Origin of the sequence: Mucilaginibacter rubeus, assembly GCF_014643835.1 — a bacterium.
Taxonomy (GTDB): Bacteria; Bacteroidota; Bacteroidia; order Sphingobacteriales; family Sphingobacteriaceae; genus Mucilaginibacter; species Mucilaginibacter rubeus.
Genome location: NZ_BMKD01000003.1, coordinates 81,129 through 104,243, shown reverse-complemented (window position 1 = coordinate 104,243; position 23,115 = coordinate 81,129). Strand labels below are relative to the sequence as shown.

Here is a 23,115-nt window from a genome sequence, read left to right as displayed (position 1 = left end):
TTTAAGCAGAAAGGAAAGAGCAAATGGCATTCAGTTTATTTAAAAGAAGCGGCGAAAAACAACCCTGGGATGTAAAAAGCTTACGTGAGGCTATATTACGTTTCATTAAAGAATCGTTACAAAAGATAGAAGGTGGAGAAGGCGGCCATATTAAAGAGCTGAAGCTTTTTATAGTTGCCGATGCCGAGGACAAGCCTATTTATGAGGGCGCGGTTTATGTACATGATAAAGCGCTTTTCAAAAACGAGGTTCAAAAAATAGCCGACGACTTTGACATCAATTTGCCTTCTGACTGGACGCTGGATGTTGAGTTCACCGATGAGCTCCCGACAGAAGCAAAACGGATCCCTGATCTGGACGCCGCCTTTATCATGAATACCCGCAAGCAGGTTGCACACAATGCAGCTTCCTTTACAGCCTATTTACGCATTCTGAGCGGTGAGGCCGAAAAAGAAGAATACCTGATCAAAGCTACCGACCCCAAACTTTACATCGGCAGGGATAAAAAGTCCGTTACCGAAAATGGCTCGTTCAGGCTAAATCAATTTGTTTTTCCGGGAGAGAGCAGGGACGAAAGTAATAAATACATCAGCAGGCAGCATGCCCATATTGAATGGGACGCCGAAAGCGAGCGCTTCATGATCTTTGCTGATGAAGGCGGTGTGCCTCCGCGCAATAAAACCAAGATCCATATCGCGGCTGATGGTAAGATGATCAAACTCAATTCCACTCAAATTGGCCACCCCCTAAGTGAAGGCGACCAGGTAATATTGGGAGAATCAGCAGTATTTTTGTATACTACGATAGCAAACCGATAGAGCTGGGACAAGAACGGGCGTTAGGAGGCGAAAGAAAAATCCCTAACCATACACTCTTGAAATGACTTTTCCATCGCTATATGGTTAAACGGAACTTATTTCCTGTACTTTAATCGCTTCCGAAATCCCATCCCAAAGTTCAATGCGCGCCCATAATGCTTCTTTAACAGCAACAGTTGCTTCGGCCCATTTGCTGTCATCATCGCCGCAAAGTTCGGCGGTCATTTGATAGGCCAGTTGGGAATGATGATCGCCGTCAACTTCTATATGGCGCTCAAGGTAGTATAACAATATATCAACCTTACCTGGCAATTGTTGGCTCAGCTCTTTTACTATGCTTACAAACATATCCGGAATCAAATCTTCGCGGCCAAAAGTGAATACTGCAGCTTGCAGATGATCTTTATTGGTATCGATAACATCAAATGTGTGCTGCACAAAATTGCGGGCGGCAACAGGAATATTGGCAATGATCAGCGCTTCATCAATATGCTTACCGAAGTTTAATTCATTAAACAGGTTATTGATGCCTTCGGCTGTGCTGCCCGCTTGCTGCATGGCACGCAGATAAAGTTCGAAATGGCTTGCGCGGTTTCCCTGCTCATCAATATCGCTTTCTTCGCCCGCAACAATTTCATTAATAAGATAACGGGTGTTGGCGTTCCCGGTTGGCATCCATGGGGTAACAGTACAGGTAAGCTTTTGCTGCAAAGCTTTTAACAACGACATAAAATCCCAAACAGCAAACACATGATGCTCCATAAAAACAGTAAGCTCATCAAGCGATGTAATATTTTTATAAAGCTCGTGGTTGATAAGCTGATCGCGTAAAGGCTGGATCTCGCTTTTTAACTGTGCAATGCGGTTGCTGTAATTTGCCATGTATCAAAAATTGTATGGGTGGCAAAAATAGCAAACAACGTGATTATTAATGAACTGATTATTTTTTTTGACGACGGGGTGATGGGGGATTATTTAATTATAGTTGCTTTAATAAGGATTTAAAGCACAGCTAACTCGGAACGGATCAGATTACTGCTACAAGCGATATCATTAACTTAAATTTAAGAAATTGAAAGGCTGCCCCAGAGGGGCAAAAGGTTTGTAGAAAAATAATGTAAATTTGATTAGAGCACCAGAGGTGCTCAACTTAACGAACCTGATCACAATGTATGGCAAGTAATAACACTTATTCTCAGTTATATATCCACATCGTTTTCGCCGTAAAATATCGTATGGCATTAATTGAAGATACCTGGGCTGAGCGGTTAAGAATGTATATAACCTCAATTGTTCAAAACCAGGGGCATAAACTAATTGCTATCAACAATGTGCCTGATCATCTGCATTTACTTATCGGATTAAATCCTAACCAATCTATTTCTGAAATTGTGCGCATCATAAAAAGCGACTCATCCGAATGGATTAATAAACAAAAATTAGCTAATGGCGGATTTCAGTGGCAGGAAGGATATGGAGCTTTTAGTAATAGCAGGTCACAAATTGATAAGGTGGTAAACTACATAGCAAACCAGCAAGAGCATCATCGAAAAATTACATTTTTAGACGAATACAGGAAAATGCTAAATGATTTCAATATCGAATTTGACGAACAATATATCTTTAAATTGCCTCAATAATTAACTTATTGGCTTTGTTCAGCCCCTCTGGGGCTGTAAAAGGAAGGGCATTTATTTTTTCTACAAGCCTTTTGCCCCTCTGGGGCAGATCGTCATGCTTAATAATTCACTTCCATAAGTTTACCATAAAAACTCGAAGCATCACTCCCTTTCACACAACTCTTTACTTCCCCACCACTATCTTCTCCCCCATTCTCACCACGATATCCGACCCAAGCGCGTAAAAGGCCGAAACCGGCTCTTTTTCCAAAAATGGCTTAAATGCATCACCATAGAGTGCGGCAACATCAGCATCAAAAACATAGTCGCGCACCAAACCTGTTTGCCATGAAATATGCTCAACCTGGTACTCCATTGTTTTTATTTCACTTAAACCGTTGTATCCCCAGTAATGTTCTAAAATAAACTCTTCCGGGCTGCCGGGCTTAATATCCACCAGGGTGTCGCTTGCCGTAGCGCCAAGCTTGTTCCAGGTCCCGTTAAGTTTCCATTCGTATAAAAACTGGGTATGGTGATCTGTTGTCGCGGTGATAGAGCTCCGCATGGGCAGGGCGCGATAATGTTCCTTATAAAGATTGTTGGCAATGAGCGCAATCATGCTTTTAGGCACTATTTCGCTTATGAAAACAGCGCCGCGCTTCCATTCGGTACCATTAAAGTATCGCACGTAAAACCGCAGGTTAACTTCTTCAAAGTTTACATGCCAGGGCCATTTAATACCCAGTACCCGGGTATCCAAAAACATGAAACCAACCATACTTACCTGCGCTTTTCCTTCCCAAAGGTCGAGCACCGTGCCTGCTGGCGTATAAGGTTTTAATATTGCCGCATCAACCTCGTAATTGAGCATTACAAGGTTTTTCCACTGGGCTTTTAAAAATTCGCTTTTAGCCATAAAAAGAAAAATCCCGCCTTTTTTACGAGCGGGATCTACTAAAATGATTAATATTTTTTATAATATTTCATAGCCTCGGGTATGAGGTTCTGGATATCGGCAATACGCGTAGCATCGGCAGGGTGAGTGCTTAAAAATTCAGGCGGTGTCCCACCTTTGTTTTGGGCTGCCATACGTTGCCAAAAGGCAATGGCATTGTGCGGGTCATAACCGGCCATAGCCATAAAGGTTAAACCTAAACGGTCGGCTTCTGATTCTTGTTTACGGGAATAGGCCAACAATTTCAGCTGGCTTCCAACACCATATAATGTACTTATGGCGGTTTGTGTAGCCTGCGACTGCTGGCTTGTCGCCGCTCCTACCAGTTGTCCGCCCCCTTGTACCAACATCTCCTGCGATATCCGTTCGGCCGAGTGGCGGGCAATGGCATGCCCAATTTCATGGCCCATAACTACGGCAAGGTAGGCATCGGTATTGGCTACAGGTAATAATCCGCTGTAAACCGCAACTTTACCGCCAGGCATACACCATGCGTTAACTTCACTGCTCTGGATCAGGTTAAACTCCCAATTAAAGCTATACTGATCGCCATAACCGTTTTCTTTGAGGTATTTTTCAATGGCTACAGCCAGTCTGTTACCAATGGTTTTAACACGTTGCGCGTCGGCACCGCTGGCCACCACTTTGGTTTTGGGGTCGGAAAGCAGTTGCTTATAACTTGCCGCTGCCGACTGGTTCACTTCGGCATCGCCAACAAGGCTTAACTGTTTACGGCCGGTTAAGGGCACAGTTGAACAGGAAAAGACAGCCATGATGGCTATCAGGACTAATAAAGGTTTAAACTTTTTCATGGTGATTAGGCAGCTGTTGTTTTCTTCTTAAAAAAATTAACTTTCGATTCTTTGCCTCTTATTAAGCGTTCAATGTTTTTTTGGTGGGTTACCAGCACAAGCACACAAATACACATGCCATAAATTACTATAGACCGTATAGGTGTCGGAAAAACAAATGTAACGCCTATAGGGTAAGTAAAGGCAGCTGCAATTGAGCTAAGCGACACATATTTTGAGATCAGTAACACCGTTATAAAAACCACTATACATAATAAAGCGGCATGAAAATGTATAGCCAAAATCATTCCAAACAAAGTTGCTACGCCCTTGCCGCCCCGGAAACCTGCAAAAATAGGGAACAGATGGCCCATAACTGCCGCTATGCCTAAGGCCAGTTCATAATTAGTGTATGCGGTTGAATTGATGGCACCTGTAGCAGATGCACCAATGAAATAAGCGAAGTTTGTTGCTGCCCAGCCTTTAAATATATCAAGCAGCATCACTGGGATGCCCGCCTTTTTACCAAGCACACGAAAAGTATTTGTAGCACCTGCATTACCGCTTCCGTACTCGCGTACATCCACATTGTAAAAAGCCATACCAATCCAAACAGCCGTAGGTATTGAGCCGCACAGATAAGCCATTATAAGTGCTGTAACAGAGTAAACGGTTATCATTCTCCTGCAATATTACAAAATTGAAGCGGTAAAAGCGTTTTAATCACAGCGCTTTTACCACTAAACTTTGTTTAACAATGTGTTATTTGATATTTTAATTACCCTATTTTACGGCTTTCAGGCTAAGGTCAAGGCTTTTAACCGAATGAGTAAGCGCCCCGACAGAAATATAATCGACCCCGCAATCGGCATATTCACGTATGTTATCAATGGTGATACCGCCCGAAGCTTCGGTAATATAACGCCCTTGTATTATACCAACAGCCTGCCGCAGGTCATCAAAATTGAAATTATCAAGCAGTATGCGGTTAACCCGGCCGGTTTGTAAAACCTGCTCCAGTTCATCAAGGTTACGCACCTCAATTTCAATGGCAAGTTTTTTTCCACTATCGGTTAAATATTGATTAGCACTTTCAATAGCTTGTCTTATCCCGCCGGCATAGTCTACATGGTTATCCTTAATCAGGATCATATCGTACAAACCAAACCTGTGGTTTACACCTCCCCCAATGCGCACCGCCCATTTTTCGAGATAACGAAGCCCCGGCGTAGTTTTACGGGTATCTAAAACTTTAGTATTAGTCCCTTTTAGCAAATCAACTATCTGCCTGGTTTTTGTAGCAATTCCCGACATACGCTGCATACAATTTAGTACCAAACGCTCGGCGGTCAAAATGCTGCGCGAATTGCCCTCAACCTCAAAAGCTATGTCGTTATATTTAACCGGGGCTCCGTCCTGCAAAAACACGTTAAGTTTAAGGTTTGGATCAACCACATGAAATATTTCGGCAGCCAGCTCTACACCGGCCAGTATTCCTTCGTCCTTAACTAAAAGTTTTGCTTTGCCGGTAGCGTCGGCCGGGATGGTTGAAAGCGAGGTATGATCGCCATCGCCCACATCCTCACTTAAAGCATTATTTATAAACTGGTGTATGAGTTCTTTATTCAATTGTGTACTTTTTGAGTGTCAAAAGTAACAACAATTTTTAAATGGAGGGGATTGATTACGGTAAAGATAATGGTTCATTGTTCATGGTTCATGGCAAATCTCTGACTATGAAAACGGTTCAGCTCCAAACAGGTGCTATGAACCATTAACCATGATCCATGAACTAAGTCATTTCACCTTTTCGTCTTCAATTTTTAATTCGACAACATTAGTGCCTTTGCCTGCATCCTTGAGCGTGATGGCAACCCGAAATTCGCCCTTATCTGTATTCAAAATATAAACACCGAAATGATAATTACCCCCCGAATTTATTTTATGTAACAGCTTAATACCTTTAGGCTTATTCCTTGCGAAGAACTTATCCAGTATAACTGTAGCCTGGTTTTGCGAGTAAACATTCTCGTCTTCCATAATGGTGATCTCCACATTATTGGCAAATAGTTTGGAAAGCTCTTTGGTATTACCTGTTTTTAAAAGATTGGCCACGTTATCTATAGCATCTGCCGATGAGACATATGGGAGCAGCAGTAAAAAAATAAACGACGGCAGGTATATTAATTTCATACAATGATAACGTACTAATGGGTGCTAAAGTTACAAAGAGCGGTTAAGTGTTTACTCGTTTTTCAATAAACTAAAAAGCTGTGTTCATTAAAACTGTATAATAAACACTAACAGTATAATTTAAGTTTTATTTCAGGCTGCTAACCTAAATTAAAAAATTATATATAAAGTACCCAGTTGCCTTTATATTTGCATTGTGGAAAACAAAAAGAAACTCGCACTAATAATACTTGATGGCTGGGGTTATGGCCGCAACGATCAATCAAACGCTATACTGGCTGCCAATACTCCTTTTGTTGATGGCCTGCTTAAGCAATATCCAAATTCAAAACTTGAAGCCTCAGGAACAGCAGTAGGCTTACCTGCCGGGCAAATGGGCAATTCGGAAGTTGGTCACATGAACCTTGGTGCAGGCCGCGTGGTTTACCAGGAACTTGGCCGCATTCACAAGGCAGTTGATGACAATGAGCTGCCAACTATCCCTGTATTGAAAGATGCGTTTGAATACGCGAAACAAAACAATAAAGACGTACACTTTATCGGTTTAGTATCTGACGGTGGTGTACATTCGCACATTCGCCATGTGAAAGGCCTTTGCGATGCCGCTAAACAACTGGATGTTAACAATGTATACATCCATGCCTTTTTAGATGGCCGCGATACCGACCCTAAATCGGGCTTGGGCTTTGTTACCGAACTTGAAGAGCATATTGCAGGTACCGGCGCTAAGATAGCTTCGGCCATCGGCCGTTACTATGCTATGGACCGTGATAACCGCTGGGAACGTGTTAAACTGGCTTATGACCTGATGGTTAATGGTATAGGCACTCCAACTCAAAACGTTACCGACCTCATCAAACATTCCTACCTTGAAGGTGTTACCGACGAATTTGTAAAACCGATAGTTGCTGTTGATAGCGAAGGAAAACCTTTAGCCGTTATTAAAGATGGCGACGTGGTGATCTGCTTTAACTTCCGGACCGACAGGGGCCGCGAGATCAGTATCGCGTTAACTCAAAAGTCGTTCCCCGAATACAACATGCACCCGCTGGCTATCCGTTACATCACTATGACACCATATGATGAAACGTTTAAGAATGTCCAGGTTGTTTTCAATAAAGAAGATCTGACCAAAACTTTGGGCGAGATCCTGCAAAATGCAGGTAAATCACAAATCAGGATTGCCGAAACCGAAAAATACCCGCACGTAACCTTCTTCTTTTCGGGCGGCAGGGAAAAAGAGTTTGCCAACGAAAAAAGGTTATTAGTACCATCACCAAAGGTTGCCACCTACGATTTGCAGCCCGAGATGAGTGCTGCCGGTATCCGTGATGCCATTATCCCGGAACTGGAAACCGGCTGGCCTGATTTTGTTTGCCTTAACTTTGCCAATACCGATATGGTTGGCCATACCGGTGTTTTTAGCGCCGTAGTTAAAGCAGCCGAAACTGCCGACAGCTGCACCAAAGCTGTTGTTGAAGCAGGTTTGGCCAATGGCTATTCGTTCATTATCCTGGCCGACCATGGCAATGCCGACTACATGATCAACGAAGATGGGTCGCCCAATACGGCACATACCACCAACCTGGTACCATGTATTGTGATTGACAAGGATGTTAAAGAGGTAAAAGACGGAAAACTGGGCGATGTGGCGCCAACCATATTAAGTATATTAGGTGTTGCCATCCCTCCCGAAATGACTGGTAATGTATTGGCGTAATCCAAAAAACATAAGCAAAGCCGCCCTGATGGGCGGCTTTTTATTGTTAATAGCAAATTTATATTCCTGCCGGCCCGATAACAGGCAAAGCGGTGCCAAACTGGTTTACTTTGACCTGAAAGAGTTTTTCAGGGCCGATTCGGCACGGCTTACCAGGTTAAACCCCGCGGTAAACAAAACGGTTACCCACAATGGCGTTACCGAAACCAAAGTAGTACACATTGGCAACTGGAACCAGGAGCTTAATTTGTTTATCCAGTCGGACATTAACCGCCCGGCCTGGAAAAACAGTTATACAGTTAGTACAAGCGATAGCGCTATTATTTATAAGGCCCGTACCCCCGAGCTTAAAACCCGCCGCATCATCATCAAAAAAGCCGGCGATAAAGTGGCGTGGATCCTAATCTATAACCACACCAAAAACCTGCTGTACGAAACCAACGAAAAATTGAGTTATTTTCCCGATTCGCTTTACCTGATCCAAAAAACACAACATGTGAAATTGATGGGTCGGAACGATTACAAAGTGCAGGGAACCCTGCCTAAAAGGTAAAAGAGAAAGTTTAACCGGATTTTAGTGCTGCTTCACTAAAGTATTAACCCCTGTAGTAGCCTGGATGAGTTTCTCTTTTGACTGATCGATCAGTGCGGAAATGTCCATGCGGCCCGGGTTATCTGCCAGTACTTTTTCCAGATCGGCAACTGAAGCCTTTAACGAGTTTATTCCCCTTGCTTTGTCATAAAAACGAGATGTCGCCTGCAATTTAAACATACCGTAGTCGCGGTAAGCTATGCCCCTGTTTTGGTAGTATTTGTTATCCCTGAGATCGCTGTTAATAGAAATGGCCTTTGTAAGATCCACAATAGCGCCTAACAGGTACAATTCCTTATCCGCCGCCGAAGCCTGGCTGTCTCTCCCCAGGTAGCTTTTTGCCCTTGCCCTGTAATAATAAGCTGTTGCATCGGCCGGCTTTACGGCAATTACCTTGGTATATGCCAGTATCGATTTTTTGTAGTTATCGCTGTGGTAGTATGAGTAGCCCAGCATCCACATAGCGTTTGCATTTGTTGAATCAGTTATGCACGCCTTTTCCAGGTGTGACACCGCCGAACGGAAATCGCCATCCATAAGCGCCTGCTGGCCGAGCCGTACATAAGCGTTTTGCGCTATAGCCGACTCGAGCGAAGACATGATCAGAAGGGGCAGGATAACTGATAACTTCATTAAACGGATTACTGGTAAAACAAAAATGGTATAATATTAACTATTAATACCCTAAATTATTATGCCATATTGTGGTTTTGTGTAAAAATTTTTACACCTACAAATAAATTAAGCACAGCGATACTATGACTTTTTTTCATCTTTACCAATAAAATCTTATTTATTTACAATTCGTTTTACAAATTTGTAACAAACATATACCCAGTACGTTAAATCACCAGATTAATTGTTGTTATTTATTATCGTAACTTGGCACAGCTCTTGAACCATTGTTATGTGCGATTGATAATCGCAATTTAACCTGTAATTGAAGTGGATACTATATTACAGGCTGACAACATGACGTTTTATTCTACAAAATATAATAATGAATTTCGATCCGTTTGATTTTAAAAATGCTTTACCGGTTATAAACGAGGATTCAGAATTTTTCCCGCTAATGTCATCGGAAGATGAAGAAGAGATGAATAATGAGGAACTGCCCGATGTAATGCCTATTTTACCCTTGCGCAATACTGTACTTTTCCCGGGTGTTGTGATCCCAATTACAGTTGGCAGGGATAAATCAATAAAACTAATCCGCGATGCCAATAAAGGCAGCCGCATGATTGGGGTGGTTTCGCAACAGGATGTGGGGATTGAAGACCCTACTTTTAACCAGCTTAACAAAGTTGGCACTATAGCACTCATTATAAAAATGCTGCAAATGCCTGATGGTAACACCACCGTTATCATCCAGGGCAAAAAACGTTTTTATTTAAAAGAAGAAGTACAGAGCGAACCCTATATAAAAGCCACAGTTGAACCCTTTCATGAGATAAAAATCAAGGAAGATAAAGAGTTTAAAGCCATGGTATCATCCATTAAGGATATGGCCATGAATATTATCCAGCTTTCGCCAAATATCCCGAGTGAAGCAGGGATCGCAATCCGCAATATCGAAAGCACATCGTTCCTGATCAACTTCATATCATCAAATATGAACGCTGATATGACCGCTAAGCAACACCTGCTTGAAATTGCCAACCTGCGCGAACGTGCTAACCTTGTGCTTGAGCATTTAACGCTCGACCTGCAAATGCTGGAATTAAAAAACCAGATCCAGACCAAAGTACGTGTTGACCTTGACAAACAGCAAAGGGATTATTTCCTTAACCAGCAGCTAAAAACTATACAGGAAGAGCTGGGCGGCAATACACCCGACCTGGAAATTGAAAGCCTGCGCCAGCGTGGCATCAAAAAGAAATGGGCAAAAGAAGTCAAAGATCATTTTAACAAAGAACTTGAAAAACTGAGCCGTACCAATCCTGCAGCAGCCGATTACTCGGTTCAGATCAATTACCTTGAACTGTTGCTTGATTTACCATGGAACGAGTTTACCAAAGATAACTTCGACCTTAAGCGTGCGCAAAGGATCCTTGATAAAGATCACTTTGGTTTGGATAAGGTAAAACAACGTATTATTGAATACCTGGCTGTGCTTAAGTTGAAGCATGACATGAAAGCGCCTATTCTTTGTTTGGTTGGCCCTCCGGGAGTTGGTAAAACATCGTTAGGTAAATCAATAGCCAAAGCTTTGGGCCGTAAATACGTGCGCATGGCATTGGGCGGAATCCGCGATGAAGCGGAGATCCGGGGCCACCGTAAAACATATATTGGTGCTATGCCGGGCCGCATTATCCAGTCGATAAAAAAGGCGGGCGCATCAAACCCGGTATTTATTTTGGATGAGATAGATAAAGTAGGCAACGATTTCAGGGGCGATCCTTCATCTGCCCTGCTTGAAGTACTTGACCCCGAGCAAAACGGCACTTTTTCTGATCATTATGTTGAAATGGACTACGACCTTTCAAACGTGATGTTTATTGCTACCGCCAACTCGCTAAGCACGATCCAGCCTGCCTTGTTAGACAGGATGGAGATCATTGAAGTGAACGGCTATACCATTGAAGAAAAAATTGAGATAGCAAAGCAACACCTTGTACCTAAACAGCGCGAAGCACATGGCTTAAAAATAAAAGATGTAAGCCTTAAAGCAGATGTGATCGAAAAGGTGATAGTTGATTACACCCGCGAATCGGGGGTACGTTCACTGGAGAAAAAGATTGGATCGGTTGTGCGCGGCGTGGCTAAGAACATAGCTTTGGAAGAGCCTTACAACAGTGTTGTAAGTAAAAAAGATATCGAAAAGATACTGGGCGCACCTATTTTTGATAAAGACCTTTATGAAGGCAATGATGTTGCAGGCGTTGTTACGGGCCTGGCCTGGACTTCTGTAGGCGGCGACATCCTGTTTATTGAAGCCAGTTTAAGCCCCGGAAAAGGCCGCTTAACACTTACAGGCAGCCTTGGCGATGTAATGAAAGAATCGGTAACTATTGCCCTCGCTTACCTGCGCGCCCACGCTGCCGATTTTGACATCAACCCTAAACTGTTTGATCAGTGGGATGTGCATGTACACGTACCGGCAGGCGCTACGCCTAAAGATGGCCCGTCGGCAGGTGTTACCATGCTTACAGCACTGGTTTCGGCATTTACGCAGCGTAAAGTAAAGCCCAATTTGGCCATGACGGGCGAAATCACCCTCCGCGGTCGGGTTTTGCCTGTAGGCGGTATCAAAGAAAAGATCCTGGCTGCAAAACGTGCCAACATAAAAGAGATCATCCTATGCAAATCAAACCAAAAAGACATTCTGGAAATTAAGGAAGATTACATCAAAGACCTTAGCTTTCATTACGTTACCGATATGAGAGATGTGATAACCCTAGCCCTGCTTAACGAAAAGGTTAAAAATCCAATAAATCTTACCGTTAAAGAAGACGAAAAAACAGCCATTAATTAAAGCGGGGCTATTTCCCGGCATAAAACAAAAAAGTTTTACAGTTACACGCTGTAAAACTTTTTTGTTTTAGAAGTTCTTCATGACAAGGTATCGAAACATAACGCCCAACTTAAAATAGAATCCCCGGCTTGAAGTTTAATTTTCATTGGTAATCTCAACCCCATCCCTTATTGCCGCTTCAAGTATATCAATGTTTATATCGTTCAAATTATTGAACTTAATACAATACCCTGTCACGCTCGCTTTGCCTATTTCTTTTCCATATGTTTGGGGTAAATATTTTTTATCCTTAATACCAAGTATGTAGATAGAAATCCCCGTAGTATTGGCGCTCATACCAACCTGAAAAAACTCGCGGGTTGTTCCGTTAGCATATTTTATGGTGTAAGATCCATATCCCACGTTAGGGTTGCTAACAATCCGGCCTTCAGCGTTTCTGCCATCCTCAAACCATAGCTTACATCCCGGTAATATTTGAAGTATATGTTTATGTAAAATTTGCATATCACCACGTTTGGGTTCGGGTTGGCTGGCAATATACTCTTCGGTTTGCTGCTGCACGTTCATATAAATATGGTATTATGGGTTGTTTGATTTGCCTTTTAAATTTCGTTTTATTTTTAGTAAAACCCTAATTCATTTCTTTCTCATCAACCAAATTTCAAACTGTAACATTCCCTAAATTTATAACTGCTTTATTTGCATCGGGTTTTTTATATATTAGCGCACATATATACTATTATACTATATAAACCCCAATGCCTAATAAACTATTTTTAACACTGGTATGCCTGTTAAGCGCTACCTGTTTATTTGCACAAACCCGCGGTCATGAATTTGGTATCCAAACTGACAATGATTCATTCCTTGGTCAGGGATCTGACAGGTATTACACCAATGGCATTTTCTTTTATTACCGAAAAGCGCTTACAGTTAAACCAACCGAAAACGATCTTCAAAACAAAGTTTTAGGATTTGAGTTAGGGCAAAAAATGTTCAACCCCCAATCGGGCTATGTTCGCGGTCCCTTTGATATTGACAGGCCGTTTGCTGCATATACTTATATAGGTTCAACACTTAACTTACTGTACAAAAACGAAAGTAACCTGAAGCTTGGTGCCCAGATAGGCCTGGTAGGCCCGGCTGCGGGCGGCGAACCTGTTCAGAAGCTTATTCACAATACTTTCGGTTTTTACAAACTTAACGGCTGGCAATACCAGATCAAAAATGATGTAGAGCTCAATCTTTCGGCCGAGTATAATAAGCTGCTGGCCCGTACCTCATGGGTCGACCTGAGCTTTAGCTCATATGCCAACCTGGGTAACGGATTTACCGGTGCTGGTGCAGGGGGTATGGTACGCCTAGGAAATTTCAACCAGCTGTTCAATTCCATCAGTACCCAAAGTACGGTATCAACCAGCGGTGAGGAAAAATTACTGCACAAGCACGAGATCTTTTTCTACTACAAGCCTTTAGCCAATTTGGTTGGTTATGATGCAACCATACAAGGCAGCCTGTTCCGCAAACATGACGACCCAAACAGCCTGGAAGTTGTTTCAGAAAAGAAACCGTTTATATTTAGCCAGCAGGTAGGTGTAGCTTTTACAACCAGCCGTTTCGCTTTTGATATAGCTGCTATATTCCATACCAAAGACACTAAGGAAATGTTCCGCTCGCATCAATGGGGATCAATTACCGGGTTTTACAGGTTTAAATAAAGAGATTAGAGGTTGGAGGTTAGTGATTAGAAGAACCGCTACCTGAACCATCATGTCATTGCGAGGAACGAAGCAATCGCACGGAAGCATTGCCACTCTGTAGAGTATGCGATTGCCACGCTGCGCAATGACATAGCTTTAGAGAGTTCGCTTAACTATTCCCCAAAATCATTTTTCCTATTCTCCTTCTTTACCGATTGCATTTTCTTGTTGTCCAATCTTGCGGTTTTGGCGGCTTTGCTTACTTTGGTGGGTTTGCGCACTTTGGGCTTTTGTAGTGCTTTTGTTAGCAGCGATGTTAACCTTTCAATTGCTTTTTCTTTATTAAGATACTGGCTTCGTTCTTCATCGCATATTACCTGCACATAACCATCTTTGTTAAGCCTGTTCTGCAGTTTTTCGGTTAGCAGCAGCTTTTCCTCATCGTTAAACAAAGCGGATGAACCTATTGAAAATAACAGTTCAACCTTGCTCGAAACCTTATTTACGTTTTGCCCGCCCTTCCCGCCGCTTCTTGATGTTTTGTAGCTCGTTTCCTTTTGGAGATCGGCTTTTGTAAAATTCATCTTCAAAAATAAGCCTTATTGAGTTACCGCTATCAGGCCATTTGCTAATAATTTGCTATTTTAGCAGCTCTATGAACAACAATATCGTAGTAGCCATTGATGGTTATTCTTCGTGCGGGAAAAGCACCCTGGCAAAAGCTTTAGCAAAAGAGCTTCATTTTATCTATGTTGATAGCGGCGCTATGTACCGTGCCGTAACCTTATACTTTTTAAGGCATAACATTGATCTTGAAAATCATGCCCAGATAGCGGATGCCTTGCATAATATCCATCTTAATTTTCATACGCAAAATTATAAAACCTTTATTACCTTAAATGAAGAGGACGTGTCTGAAGAGATCCGCCAGATGCACGTAGCTGATAAAGTTAGCTCGGTAGCTGCTATAAAAGAAGTGCGCGCGGCCATGGTAAGGCAGCAGCAGCGTTTAGGCCGCTCCAAAAACATTATTATGGATGGCAGGGATATTGGTACCGTTGTGTTCCCTGATGCGCAGGTGAAACTGTTCATGACTGCCGATCCAAAGATCCGCGCCGAACGCCGTTATAAAGAGTTATTACCAACCAACCCTAACATTACTTTGGAAGAGGTTTTTGATAACCTGGCACACCGCGACTACCAGGATACCACCCGCGAGGAAAGCCCCCTTACCCGCGCCGAAGATGCTATCATATTAGATAACACCGACCTGAGCCAGGATGAGCAATTGATGTTTGCCATAAGCCATATTGAGCCCTTTATTGCGGAGTAGCTATTGGTGATTAGAGGTTAGAGATTGGTGATTAGCTTTCCTTTCAGATACAAAAAAAGCGCTATTGGAGAGTCCCGATAGCGCTTTTCTATTTTATGTATAAGATTTAATCAGCGAAATCAACGTAATCAAAAAATCAACGGTTAAACTTCTCCGCTTTCACCCCAAACCTGTTTAAAAAATCCACTCCCTCATCGCTTGCTAAGCCTTTATATTCGGCATATGATTTATCATAATAAACCTGGGTGATCCCGGCCGAATAGATGAGCCTTGCGCAAGGCAAACATGGCGACAGCGTGGTATACAACGTAGCGCCTTCAAGTCGCGCCCCATTTTTTACCGCATAAAGTATCGCGTTTTCTTCGGCATGCAGGGCAAGTGAACAGCTGCCTTTTGAATCGCGCGCACAACCTGTTTCGGGCCATTCCACATCACAATTATGTGTTCCAGCCGGCGGACCGTTATAGCCTATGGAAATAATCCGCGTATCACGCGTTAAAACCGCTCCCACATGCGCCTTAACACAATGCGACCGCTCGGCCAGATCAGTGGCCAGGTTCATAAAAATCTGATCGAAGCTGGGTTTTGTCATCGGTGATCGGAGGTTAGAGATTTGAGATTAGTTAAAATTATTATAAAAAGAAAGAGGTTGAAAATTAAAGGCCTAACCTCTAATCTCCAACCTCTAATCTCTAAAAAGATTAATGTCCGCCTTTAACTTCAACGTGGTCAAGGTCGATACCCTGATGACGGAGTTCGTGGCTAACTTTCCATGCAAAATAAGCAAGGTATGCGAAACCAATTACAGGCACGATGTACGAGAAGTGAATACCGCTCATCCCCGGTACAACATTCCCTGCCCCGTCGGCAATTTTACCTTGCAGCGGCGGGATGATAGAGCCCCCTAAGATCATCATGATCAAAAATGCCGAGCCCTGGCTGGTGTATTTACCCAAACCTGTAATAGCTAATGAGAAGATTGATGGCCACATGATAGAGCAGCATAAACCACCGCTGATAAAAGCAAAGGTAGCCACCTTACCTGTAGTAAATAAACCGATAAGCATAAACGCTACGCCCAGCAAACCAAGTACAGATAAGGTACGGGTTGGTTTTTGCTGACCGATAAAGAAAGCAACGATCAGGATGGCCACGCAAATTGCATAAGCGTACAAGTGGCTTACGTTAGCGCCTGAGAAAACATTTACCAGCAGCACTATGCCGAATGCGAGGAACGGGATTAAAATATATAAAACGTATTTAACCGATTTTGAAAGATTGAACGCGTCGATAGATCCGGCAAAACGCCCGATCATCAAACTACCCCAGTATAATGAGATATATGGAGCAATGTCTGACTCAGCAAAAGAACCAAATTCCGGAGTCTTTAATAATGAACCCATATTACTTTGAATAGTAACCTCCGTACCTACGTAAGTAAATATAGCCAGCATACCCAATATTAACTGCGGGTATTGCATGGCACCCCAGCCTTCTTTACTCTTTTTAGCGGCGAAAATGGTACCTATCAGTGTAAATACGATTATAGCTAACGACGCATATACAAAATATTGGCTCGGTATGCCTATAGCCTTGCTGATAGGGTCGGCTGCAAGTATCAAACAAAACGCTACAAACATCACCAGCAATGGGGTATTTGCTTTTGAGCTTGATTCGATCTTTTCATCGCTGGTAACCTTTGGCAGGTTCGAAAACCAAAAGAACAAAGCAACAGCAATGAACAAGCCAGCTAACAGGTAATAGAGATTATTGATTGATGATATTTTAACATCAGCAGCGGCAGTTTTTGCGGTTGCCGAACCAAATAATACCACACTTACTACTACCGGGCCTAATAAAGCGCCTATGTTGTTGATACTGCCTGCAAAGTTTAAACGATTTGAACCGGTTTCAGGGGGGCCTAATGCAACAACAAATGGGTTTGCAGCTGTTTGCTGTAACGAAAAACCAACAGCTATAATAAAGAATACAGCCAAAATGAAACCAAACGCGCCCGAAGCTACAGCAGGGATCATAGCCAATGCACCAACTGCCGAAACAACGAGGCCTAAAATGATACCATTTTTGTAACCTAACTTGTTCATAATATCAACTTTACTGGCTTGTGATGCAAAATAAAGTATCAATGAACCGATAAAATATCCACCGTAAAATGTAAAGTCGATAAGTTGTGATTCGAACTGGGTAAGGTGAAAGTGCTCTTTACAGAAAGGTATGAAAATACCGTTGGAGGCGGCTAAAAAGCCCCAAAAGAAAAACACGGTAATCAGCGTATACAGGGCTGTACCGTAGTTCTTAGCATTGTTTTGTTCCATTTTAAAATAGGTTGTACAGATTTGATTTTTGAATTTCTAAACATAATTCAATTTTGGTAAAACTCTCTGGTCTTTTTTAAATAAATTAAATCACAATTTTAACTTTCGTTGTTTATGAGATAAAATTGCATATTCGCAATGTTCAAAAAAGAACAAAGCTTAACTTAATGATAAAAGCCATTGTTTCGGGTATCGGGTTTGGATTAGTGCTTACATTTATTACCGGCCCGGTTTTTTTTGCGCTCATTAAAACCAGTATCGAAAAAGGGTTTCATGCCGGTGTTTCGCTTGCCCTTGGTGTGGTTTGCAGCGATGTGGTTTTTGTAGGAGCAATCCTGTTTGGTTCGCAATATATCGATGTATCTGACCATACCAAAGTTATAGCAGGCGTTGTAGGCAGCGCCATATTATTCGCGCTTGGCCTATATTACATGTTCAAAAAAAGCGAGATCAATTATGAAAACAAAGTCCCATCAGGTGCCGACCGCTTTGGTTACGTACTTAAAGGTTTCCTGATGTGCATTTTTAACCCTACCCTCCTCTTCCACTGGACGGTAGTGATCGGTGCGGCCAGTACCACATTCTTGGTGGGCACCCCGCACAGATCCTTTCATATAGCCGTTATGTTCCTTACCATACTCATCATCCAGTTTGGTATGGATACCCTCAAAGCTTTTTATGCTAATAAACTCCGGGCACGTATTTCGGTTAAATTTATCCACCGTTTAAATGAGGTTGCTGGTATCGCGCTCATTATCGCCTCATTGGTGCTGATTGATAAGCTGGTTACACATTTTGTATTTGCGGCACCGGCAGGATCATAGGAAACTTTTCTATCAGTATTCGCTACATTTACTTTAAACCATAAACCTTATTGTCATGTTCCAGGAAATCATTTATATACTTCTTTTTATTGCGGTTGACTTAGTTGTTTATTCAAAACTGAATAAAACCGAATGGGTAAATGCAAAACAATTCAAGCTATTTCTTATATGCACTATATTATTGATTTTACTACATTTTTTCAACCTCCCATTCCTAATGCCAATGCGTACTTTTTCAGGGCTTATTTTCTTTTCATTATTTCCCCTGTTCACTTATTTCTGGTTTACTTATTTTGCGGTCAAAAGAATACACAGGATAACAACACCGCAAAACGAAAACTTTATTTCTACCGGCCTAAAAGTATTCTCCTTCTTTTTTTTAAAGCTTGTTTATGCAATGACTTTGATTATGCAAGTATCGATTATCCTTTCACTCATAAAATAAAACTTTCGTGGTTGTTGGTATTGTCACTACGTGCGCTGTGACATATTTCTTGTCATTGTCTAAACAATGATTTTCTTTTAAAACAAAAAAGGCGATGAAAAACTCATCGCCTCGTATATCATTCCCCCTTTAGGGGGTTAGGGGGCATTACATATAAGCTCTTTGGTTTTTACCTTCCATCCAGTTAACAAAGGCGCGGTTAACAACCTTGTTACCACCCGGGGTTGGGTAATCACCACTGAAATACCAATCACCAAGGTTATCAGGACAAGCGATGTGCAGGTTATCTAATGTTTGATAAATTACCTGTACCTCGCAATTCACATTTTTAGGTGTGATGATCTGCGCAATACGGTCAGAGATCTGCTGATCGGTAAACAAGGCATAAATCTCTTTCACATAATTTTCAACTTCCTCCTTCGGCAGTTTCTGGCTGTCTTTACATTTTTGATAAACATCCAGGATCACATCTTCCCTGCCCATCTCTTTTAACAAACTGATTGCTGCTTCAAATGCCACAAATTCACCCATACGTGACATGTCGATCCCATAACAATCGGGGTAACGGATCTGCGGAGCAGACGAAACCACAACTACTTTTTTAGGGCCAAGCCTGTCAAGGATTTTCAGGATACTTTGTTTCAGCGTAGTACCACGAACTATAGAGTCATCCAATACCACTAAGGTATCGGTGCCTTTTTTGATCAATCCGTAAGTAGTATCGTATACGTGGGCCACCATTTCGCTGCGATCCGCGTCCTGGGTGATGAAAGTACGCAGTTTAACATCCTTAATGGCTATCTTTTCAACCCTTGGGGCTACCTGTAATATTTCGGTAAGCTTTTCTTCGGTAATGTCGCTTCCAAGCTCAAGCAGTTTTTCGTGCTGATATTTCTTTACATACTTGTGCATGCCCTCAACCATACCATAAAAGGCAACTTCGGCGGTGTTTGGTATGTAGGAGAATACCGTGTTTTTAATATCATGATTAACAAAATCCAATATCTGCGGGCAAAGCAGGCGACCTAATTGCTTACGCTCACGGTAAATGGCCGAGTCGCTGCCGCGCGAAAAGTAGATCCGCTCAAAAGAGCAGGCTTTCTTTTCTTTTGGCTCGCTGAACATATCCTCAGTTATCTTACCATTCTTTTTAACGATCAACGCATGGCCCGGGCGGATTTCCCTAATCTCCTCCATCGGCACGTTAAATGCCGTTTGGATAGCAGGGCGTTCAGATGCCGCAACAACGATCTCATCATTATAATAATAAAATGCCGGGCGAATCCCCACCGGATCACGCATTACAAAGGCATCTCCATGGCCAAGGATCCCGGCAATAGTATAGCCGCCATCCCAGTTCTTTGCAGATTTACGGAGGATCTTGGCAACATCCATATCATTAGCGATAAGCTTACTGATCTCCCTGTTGTCGTCCAATCCTTCGCGCTTGTACTGATCAAACAAGCCCTGGTTTTCGGTATCGATGAAGTGGCCTATTTTTTCGAGCACAGTAACCGTGTCGGCCTTTTCTTTTGGATGCTGGCCTAATGCATACAGTTGTTGCAGTAATTCATCAACATTGGTCATGTTAAAATTACCGGCAATAACCAGGTTACGGGTCATCCAGTTGTTTTGCCTTAAAAACGGGTGGCAGCTTTCAATGCTGTTTTTGCCATGGGTACCATAACGCAGGTGCCCTAACAAAACCTCGCCGGTAAAGCTAACATGTTCTTTAAGCCATTCAGCATCAGCCATCTTTTCCGGGGTTTCTTTTTGAATTTCCGCAAATTTCTTTTGGATATATTCAAAAATATCGGCAACGGCATTTGAGGCCATTGAGCGGTGACGGCTGATGTATCTTTTGCCCGGTTCAATATCCAGTTTAATGGTAGCAACACCTGCGCCATCCTGGCCGCGGTTGTGTTGTTTTTCCATTAAGAGATAAAGTTTGTTCAGGCCGTACAGTGCAGTTCCGTACTTTTTCTGATAATAAGATAGTGGCTTTAGTAAGCGGATAAATGCCACACCGCATTCATGTTTAATCTGATCGCTCATGATTCGGAATGAGGCTGCAAAGGTATCATTTTAAAATGAAGTATCGGTAAAATCTATTGTCATAAATTAGTAGTTTATTGATTGCCAGGTTGATTTGGTGAATGGTTGATTTAATGAGTAGTTATCACACTGAAAACCAACCATTAACCTAATCAACCCAATAAACCACACGCCTATTTCTTAAACCCAACCATCTGGTGCAGCTTAACCGGGTCATAGATCCGGCCTTCTTTTATTACTACCGATACTTTCCTGATCTCCCTGATATTACGCAGCGGATCACCATCGATAATAACAAGGTCGGCTTGCTTTCCCACTTCAACCGAACCTGTTGTTTTATCAAGCCCCATTACCATTGCCGGTGTTATCGTTGCTGTTTTGATAGCCTGCGCCGGGGTAAGACCGGCTTCAACATATAATTCAAGTTCGCGGTCAAGACTATAGCCGGGGAACCCCATATCTGTGCCTGCAACAATAGTAACTCCGGCATCATGCAATACCTTAACGGTTTTCTTCATGCTTTCATACAAGGGTTTCAGCTTAGCGGCCTTCTCCGGTTCTTCGCCCATGTTTTTAAACAGTGCCTGAAGCGGCAGCGGCAGTGTATAATAATTAGGCTCCAGTTTGGTTATATCATCCTTAACATTACGGAAGGCGAGCTCGAAAACACCTACTGTGGGATCAATTACCACATGATGGTCTTTTATAAACTTAATAGCCGCAATACTTACCGAATCATCGAAAATAACCGACCTGTCCTTATCCCGTTTCATGATGGAATACACATACTGTACGTGGTTAACCATATTCATCCCCGAATCAACGCCTTGCTGAAGGGTCATGCCCTGCGGGATATGGCCTGTTACGGTTAAACCCAACCGGTGTGCCTCATCACAAATAACTTTAACTATAGCCGGTTTAACCGAACTATAGATCTTGATCTGCTGAAAGCCATTTTCTTTATAACGGTCTACTGCCTTTATAGCCTCTTCTTTAGTATCAGCCTGGATAATCCCCAATGCATAAGGCCCTTTGCCGTCAATAATGCCGGCTTTAATAATATTGGGCCCCACACCCTTGCCGCCATCAATAGCGGCTTTTATAGCGTTGATGTAACCAAATTCGTTACCACAATCGCGCACGGTAGTTACACCTGCTGCAAGATAGGCCGGCCCCCACTCGGCCTGCTCAAAGTGCGAGTGCATATCCCACAGGCCAGGTAAAATAGATTTTCCTTTGGCATCGATGAGCTTAGCCCCTGCCGGTATTTTAACCTCACCAATCTTACCCGTTTGTTTGATAATGCCATTTTCAATCAACACAACAGCATTAGGTGTGCTTATACCGGTATTTACGTCAACCAGGTTTCCGCCGGTAATAGCTATTATCTTATCTGCTTTACCTGTTGGTGCGGCCGCTTTCGCAAATAGTTCCATACCGTAGGTAGCCGCCTTACTGATGAGCTGTGGTAACAGTTCTTCGTAAGGTACCCGCATCATTTCCAGTTTGTCACCTTCGGCGTCATTAGTGATCAGGCATATGAGTTTACCCTCATTATCAGTCCAAACCAGTTCGTTACCCCAAACCAGTCCGCTTATGGTGAGCCGGTTAAGTGTAAGCGGTTTACCGTTAAACGTAAGCTGATCAATACCTGCTTTTTTGATTTGTACCGCGCCAAATGGCAGTGTATGGATGCTTGCAGGTTGTTTATGTTTATTCCAATATTGGATGAGAACCTGCTGCACAGTGCCCGGCGAATAGCCAGCTACCGGGAAGCTGAGCGGCAGTACTTTTTGTGTATATGATGAATCGTTAACCCTGATTGCAGCCTCACCTCCGCGAATGGTTATTTTATCATCAATGGTCGAAAACCTTGAAGTATTGCCTTTTATGGTCAATTCCAGCGGATCGGCTACGGGATTCACCTTCAACTCGGCAGTAAGCGGCACCGGCGAACCACGGTCAACAAACTTAAAATTGATATTATAATGAACGGCATCTTTATACTTGTGTACGTAATAGGTTTCCTTACCAATGTGCTGCTCAAACTTATGCAGAAAAAAGGTACCGCTATCAGTTGGCAAATCGGTTTGCGCGTTGGCGTTTGTTATTAAGGCCGAAAAGGCGGCAAATAATAATAAAGGTGTTTTCATAAGGTCAGTAATGTTAATGTAAGATAGGGGTTTGTTTGGGATGTTACAAAACAGTTTTTTTGTGCAGGGACGCTTAATTGCGCCTGCCACTTTCGGATCAACTATA

The 23,115-nt window shown here is 42.6% G+C and carries 21 protein-coding genes; 8 read left to right on the top strand and 13 right to left on the bottom strand.

The features are described from left to right. The first annotated feature begins 23 nt into the window (after positions 1–23). The gene (locus tag IEX80_RS10960) at positions 24–818 is read left to right on the top strand and encodes an FHA domain-containing protein (protein ID WP_090531846.1); all 795 of its coding nucleotides are present in this window, start codon (positions 24–26) and stop codon (positions 816–818) included. A gap of 84 nt (positions 819–902) precedes the next feature. On the opposite strand, the gene IEX80_RS10955 is transcribed toward IEX80_RS10960, so the two are convergent. Then, positions 903–1,700: a DUF3050 domain-containing protein gene (locus IEX80_RS10955; RefSeq protein ID WP_176622614.1), complete on the bottom strand. Its 798-nt coding sequence runs from the start codon at positions 1,698–1,700 to the stop codon at positions 903–905. A gap of 290 nt (positions 1,701–1,990) precedes the next feature. Here IEX80_RS10955 and tnpA point away from each other — a divergent pair, with 290 nt between their 5' ends. After that, positions 1,991–2,458 carry an IS200/IS605 family transposase gene (tnpA, locus tag IEX80_RS10950; RefSeq protein WP_176622612.1) on the top strand — a complete coding sequence of 156 codons (468 nt, stop codon included), beginning with the start codon at positions 1,991–1,993 and terminating at the stop codon, positions 2,456–2,458. A gap of 163 nt (positions 2,459–2,621) precedes the next feature. Here the strand turns inward: tnpA and IEX80_RS10945 are convergent, their stop codons facing one another. The 5 genes from IEX80_RS10945 to IEX80_RS10925 form a co-directional block, all read right to left on the bottom strand. Beyond that, positions 2,622–3,353 (bottom strand): YqjF family protein, encoded by a 732-nt coding sequence (locus tag IEX80_RS10945; protein ID WP_176622609.1) that lies wholly within the window; start codon positions 3,351–3,353, stop codon positions 2,622–2,624. A 47-nt stretch (positions 3,354–3,400) separates the two neighbouring features. Continuing rightward, positions 3,401–4,204, bottom strand: a complete 804-nt coding sequence (locus tag IEX80_RS10940) for a M48 family metallopeptidase (RefSeq protein ID WP_090531853.1) — start codon at positions 4,202–4,204, stop codon at positions 3,401–3,403. A 5-nt stretch (positions 4,205–4,209) separates the two neighbouring features. Then, entirely contained in the window at positions 4,210–4,863 is a 654-nt protein-coding gene (gene plsY, locus IEX80_RS10935) for a glycerol-3-phosphate 1-O-acyltransferase PlsY (protein ID WP_090531854.1), read from the bottom strand. Positions 4,864–4,966: 103 nt separating this feature from the next. Next, positions 4,967–5,812, bottom strand: a complete 846-nt coding sequence (gene nadC / locus IEX80_RS10930) for a carboxylating nicotinate-nucleotide diphosphorylase (protein ID WP_188832902.1) — start codon at positions 5,810–5,812, stop codon at positions 4,967–4,969. A gap of 168 nt (positions 5,813–5,980) precedes the next feature. Then, on the bottom strand, positions 5,981–6,376 hold the full coding sequence (locus IEX80_RS10925) for a DUF4783 domain-containing protein (protein ID WP_176622605.1): 396 nt from the start codon (positions 6,374–6,376) through the stop codon (positions 5,981–5,983). Positions 6,377–6,572: 196 nt separating this feature from the next. On the opposite strand from IEX80_RS10925, the gene gpmI reads away from it, so the two are divergent. Then, positions 6,573–8,096: a 2,3-bisphosphoglycerate-independent phosphoglycerate mutase gene (gpmI, locus tag IEX80_RS10920; protein WP_188832901.1), complete on the top strand. Its 1,524-nt coding sequence runs from the start codon at positions 6,573–6,575 to the stop codon at positions 8,094–8,096. Further along, on the top strand, positions 8,083–8,649 hold the full coding sequence (locus tag IEX80_RS10915; protein WP_188832900.1) for a hypothetical protein: 567 nt from the start codon (positions 8,083–8,085) through the stop codon (positions 8,647–8,649). The genes gpmI and IEX80_RS10915 overlap by 14 nt, the downstream gene beginning before the upstream one ends. A 21-nt stretch (positions 8,650–8,670) precedes the next feature. Here the strand turns inward: IEX80_RS10915 and IEX80_RS10910 are convergent, their stop codons facing one another. Beyond that, positions 8,671–9,321: a tetratricopeptide repeat protein gene (locus IEX80_RS10910; protein ID WP_090531867.1), complete on the bottom strand. Its 651-nt coding sequence runs from the start codon at positions 9,319–9,321 to the stop codon at positions 8,671–8,673. 367 nt (positions 9,322–9,688) lie between these two features. On the opposite strand from IEX80_RS10910, the gene lon reads away from it, so the two are divergent. Next, entirely contained in the window at positions 9,689–12,163 is a 2,475-nt protein-coding gene (lon, locus tag IEX80_RS10905) for an endopeptidase La (protein WP_188832899.1), read from the top strand. Between the two features lie 135 nt (positions 12,164–12,298). Here lon and IEX80_RS10900 read toward each other — a convergent pair whose 3' ends face one another. Next, a complete protein-coding gene (locus IEX80_RS10900; RefSeq protein ID WP_090531871.1) occupies positions 12,299–12,730 on the bottom strand; it encodes a DUF1801 domain-containing protein in 432 nt (143 codons plus the stop codon). A 191-nt stretch (positions 12,731–12,921) separates the two neighbouring features. Between IEX80_RS10900 and IEX80_RS10895 the strand changes: the two genes are divergently transcribed. Continuing rightward, on the top strand, positions 12,922–13,881 hold the full coding sequence (locus IEX80_RS10895) for a lipid A deacylase LpxR family protein (RefSeq protein ID WP_090531873.1): 960 nt from the start codon (positions 12,922–12,924) through the stop codon (positions 13,879–13,881). 155 nt (positions 13,882–14,036) lie between these two features. Here IEX80_RS10895 and arfB read toward each other — a convergent pair whose 3' ends face one another. After that, positions 14,037–14,447 carry an alternative ribosome rescue aminoacyl-tRNA hydrolase ArfB gene (arfB, locus tag IEX80_RS10890; RefSeq protein ID WP_090531875.1) on the bottom strand — a complete coding sequence of 137 codons (411 nt, stop codon included), beginning with the start codon at positions 14,445–14,447 and terminating at the stop codon, positions 14,037–14,039. Between the two features lie 71 nt (positions 14,448–14,518). On the opposite strand from arfB, the gene cmk reads away from it, so the two are divergent. Further along, positions 14,519–15,196, top strand: a complete 678-nt coding sequence (cmk, locus tag IEX80_RS10885) for a (d)CMP kinase (protein ID WP_090531876.1) — start codon at positions 14,519–14,521, stop codon at positions 15,194–15,196. 136 nt (positions 15,197–15,332) lie between these two features. Here cmk and IEX80_RS10880 read toward each other — a convergent pair whose 3' ends face one another. Both IEX80_RS10880 and IEX80_RS10875 read right to left on the bottom strand, forming a co-directional pair. Then, complete coding sequence (locus tag IEX80_RS10880; RefSeq protein WP_112654786.1) at positions 15,333–15,788, bottom strand: deoxycytidylate deaminase; 456 nt, start codon at positions 15,786–15,788, stop codon at positions 15,333–15,335. Between the two features lie 109 nt (positions 15,789–15,897). After that, a complete protein-coding gene (locus IEX80_RS10875) occupies positions 15,898–17,532 on the bottom strand; it encodes an MFS transporter (RefSeq protein WP_090531880.1) in 1,635 nt (544 codons plus the stop codon). Positions 17,533–17,699: 167 nt separating this feature from the next. Here IEX80_RS10875 and IEX80_RS10870 point away from each other — a divergent pair, with 167 nt between their 5' ends. Then, the gene (locus tag IEX80_RS10870) at positions 17,700–18,356 is read left to right on the top strand and encodes a LysE family translocator (protein WP_090531882.1); all 657 of its coding nucleotides are present in this window, start codon (positions 17,700–17,702) and stop codon (positions 18,354–18,356) included. Positions 18,357–18,948: 592 nt separating this feature from the next. On the opposite strand, the gene IEX80_RS10865 is transcribed toward IEX80_RS10870, so the two are convergent. Continuing rightward, on the bottom strand, positions 18,949–20,856 hold the full coding sequence (locus tag IEX80_RS10865) for an amidophosphoribosyltransferase (protein WP_176622594.1): 1,908 nt from the start codon (positions 20,854–20,856) through the stop codon (positions 18,949–18,951). A 173-nt stretch (positions 20,857–21,029) separates the two neighbouring features. After that, positions 21,030–23,009 (bottom strand): amidohydrolase family protein, encoded by a 1,980-nt coding sequence (locus tag IEX80_RS10860; protein ID WP_188832898.1) that lies wholly within the window; start codon positions 23,007–23,009, stop codon positions 21,030–21,032. Positions 23,010–23,115: the final 106 nt, after the last annotated feature.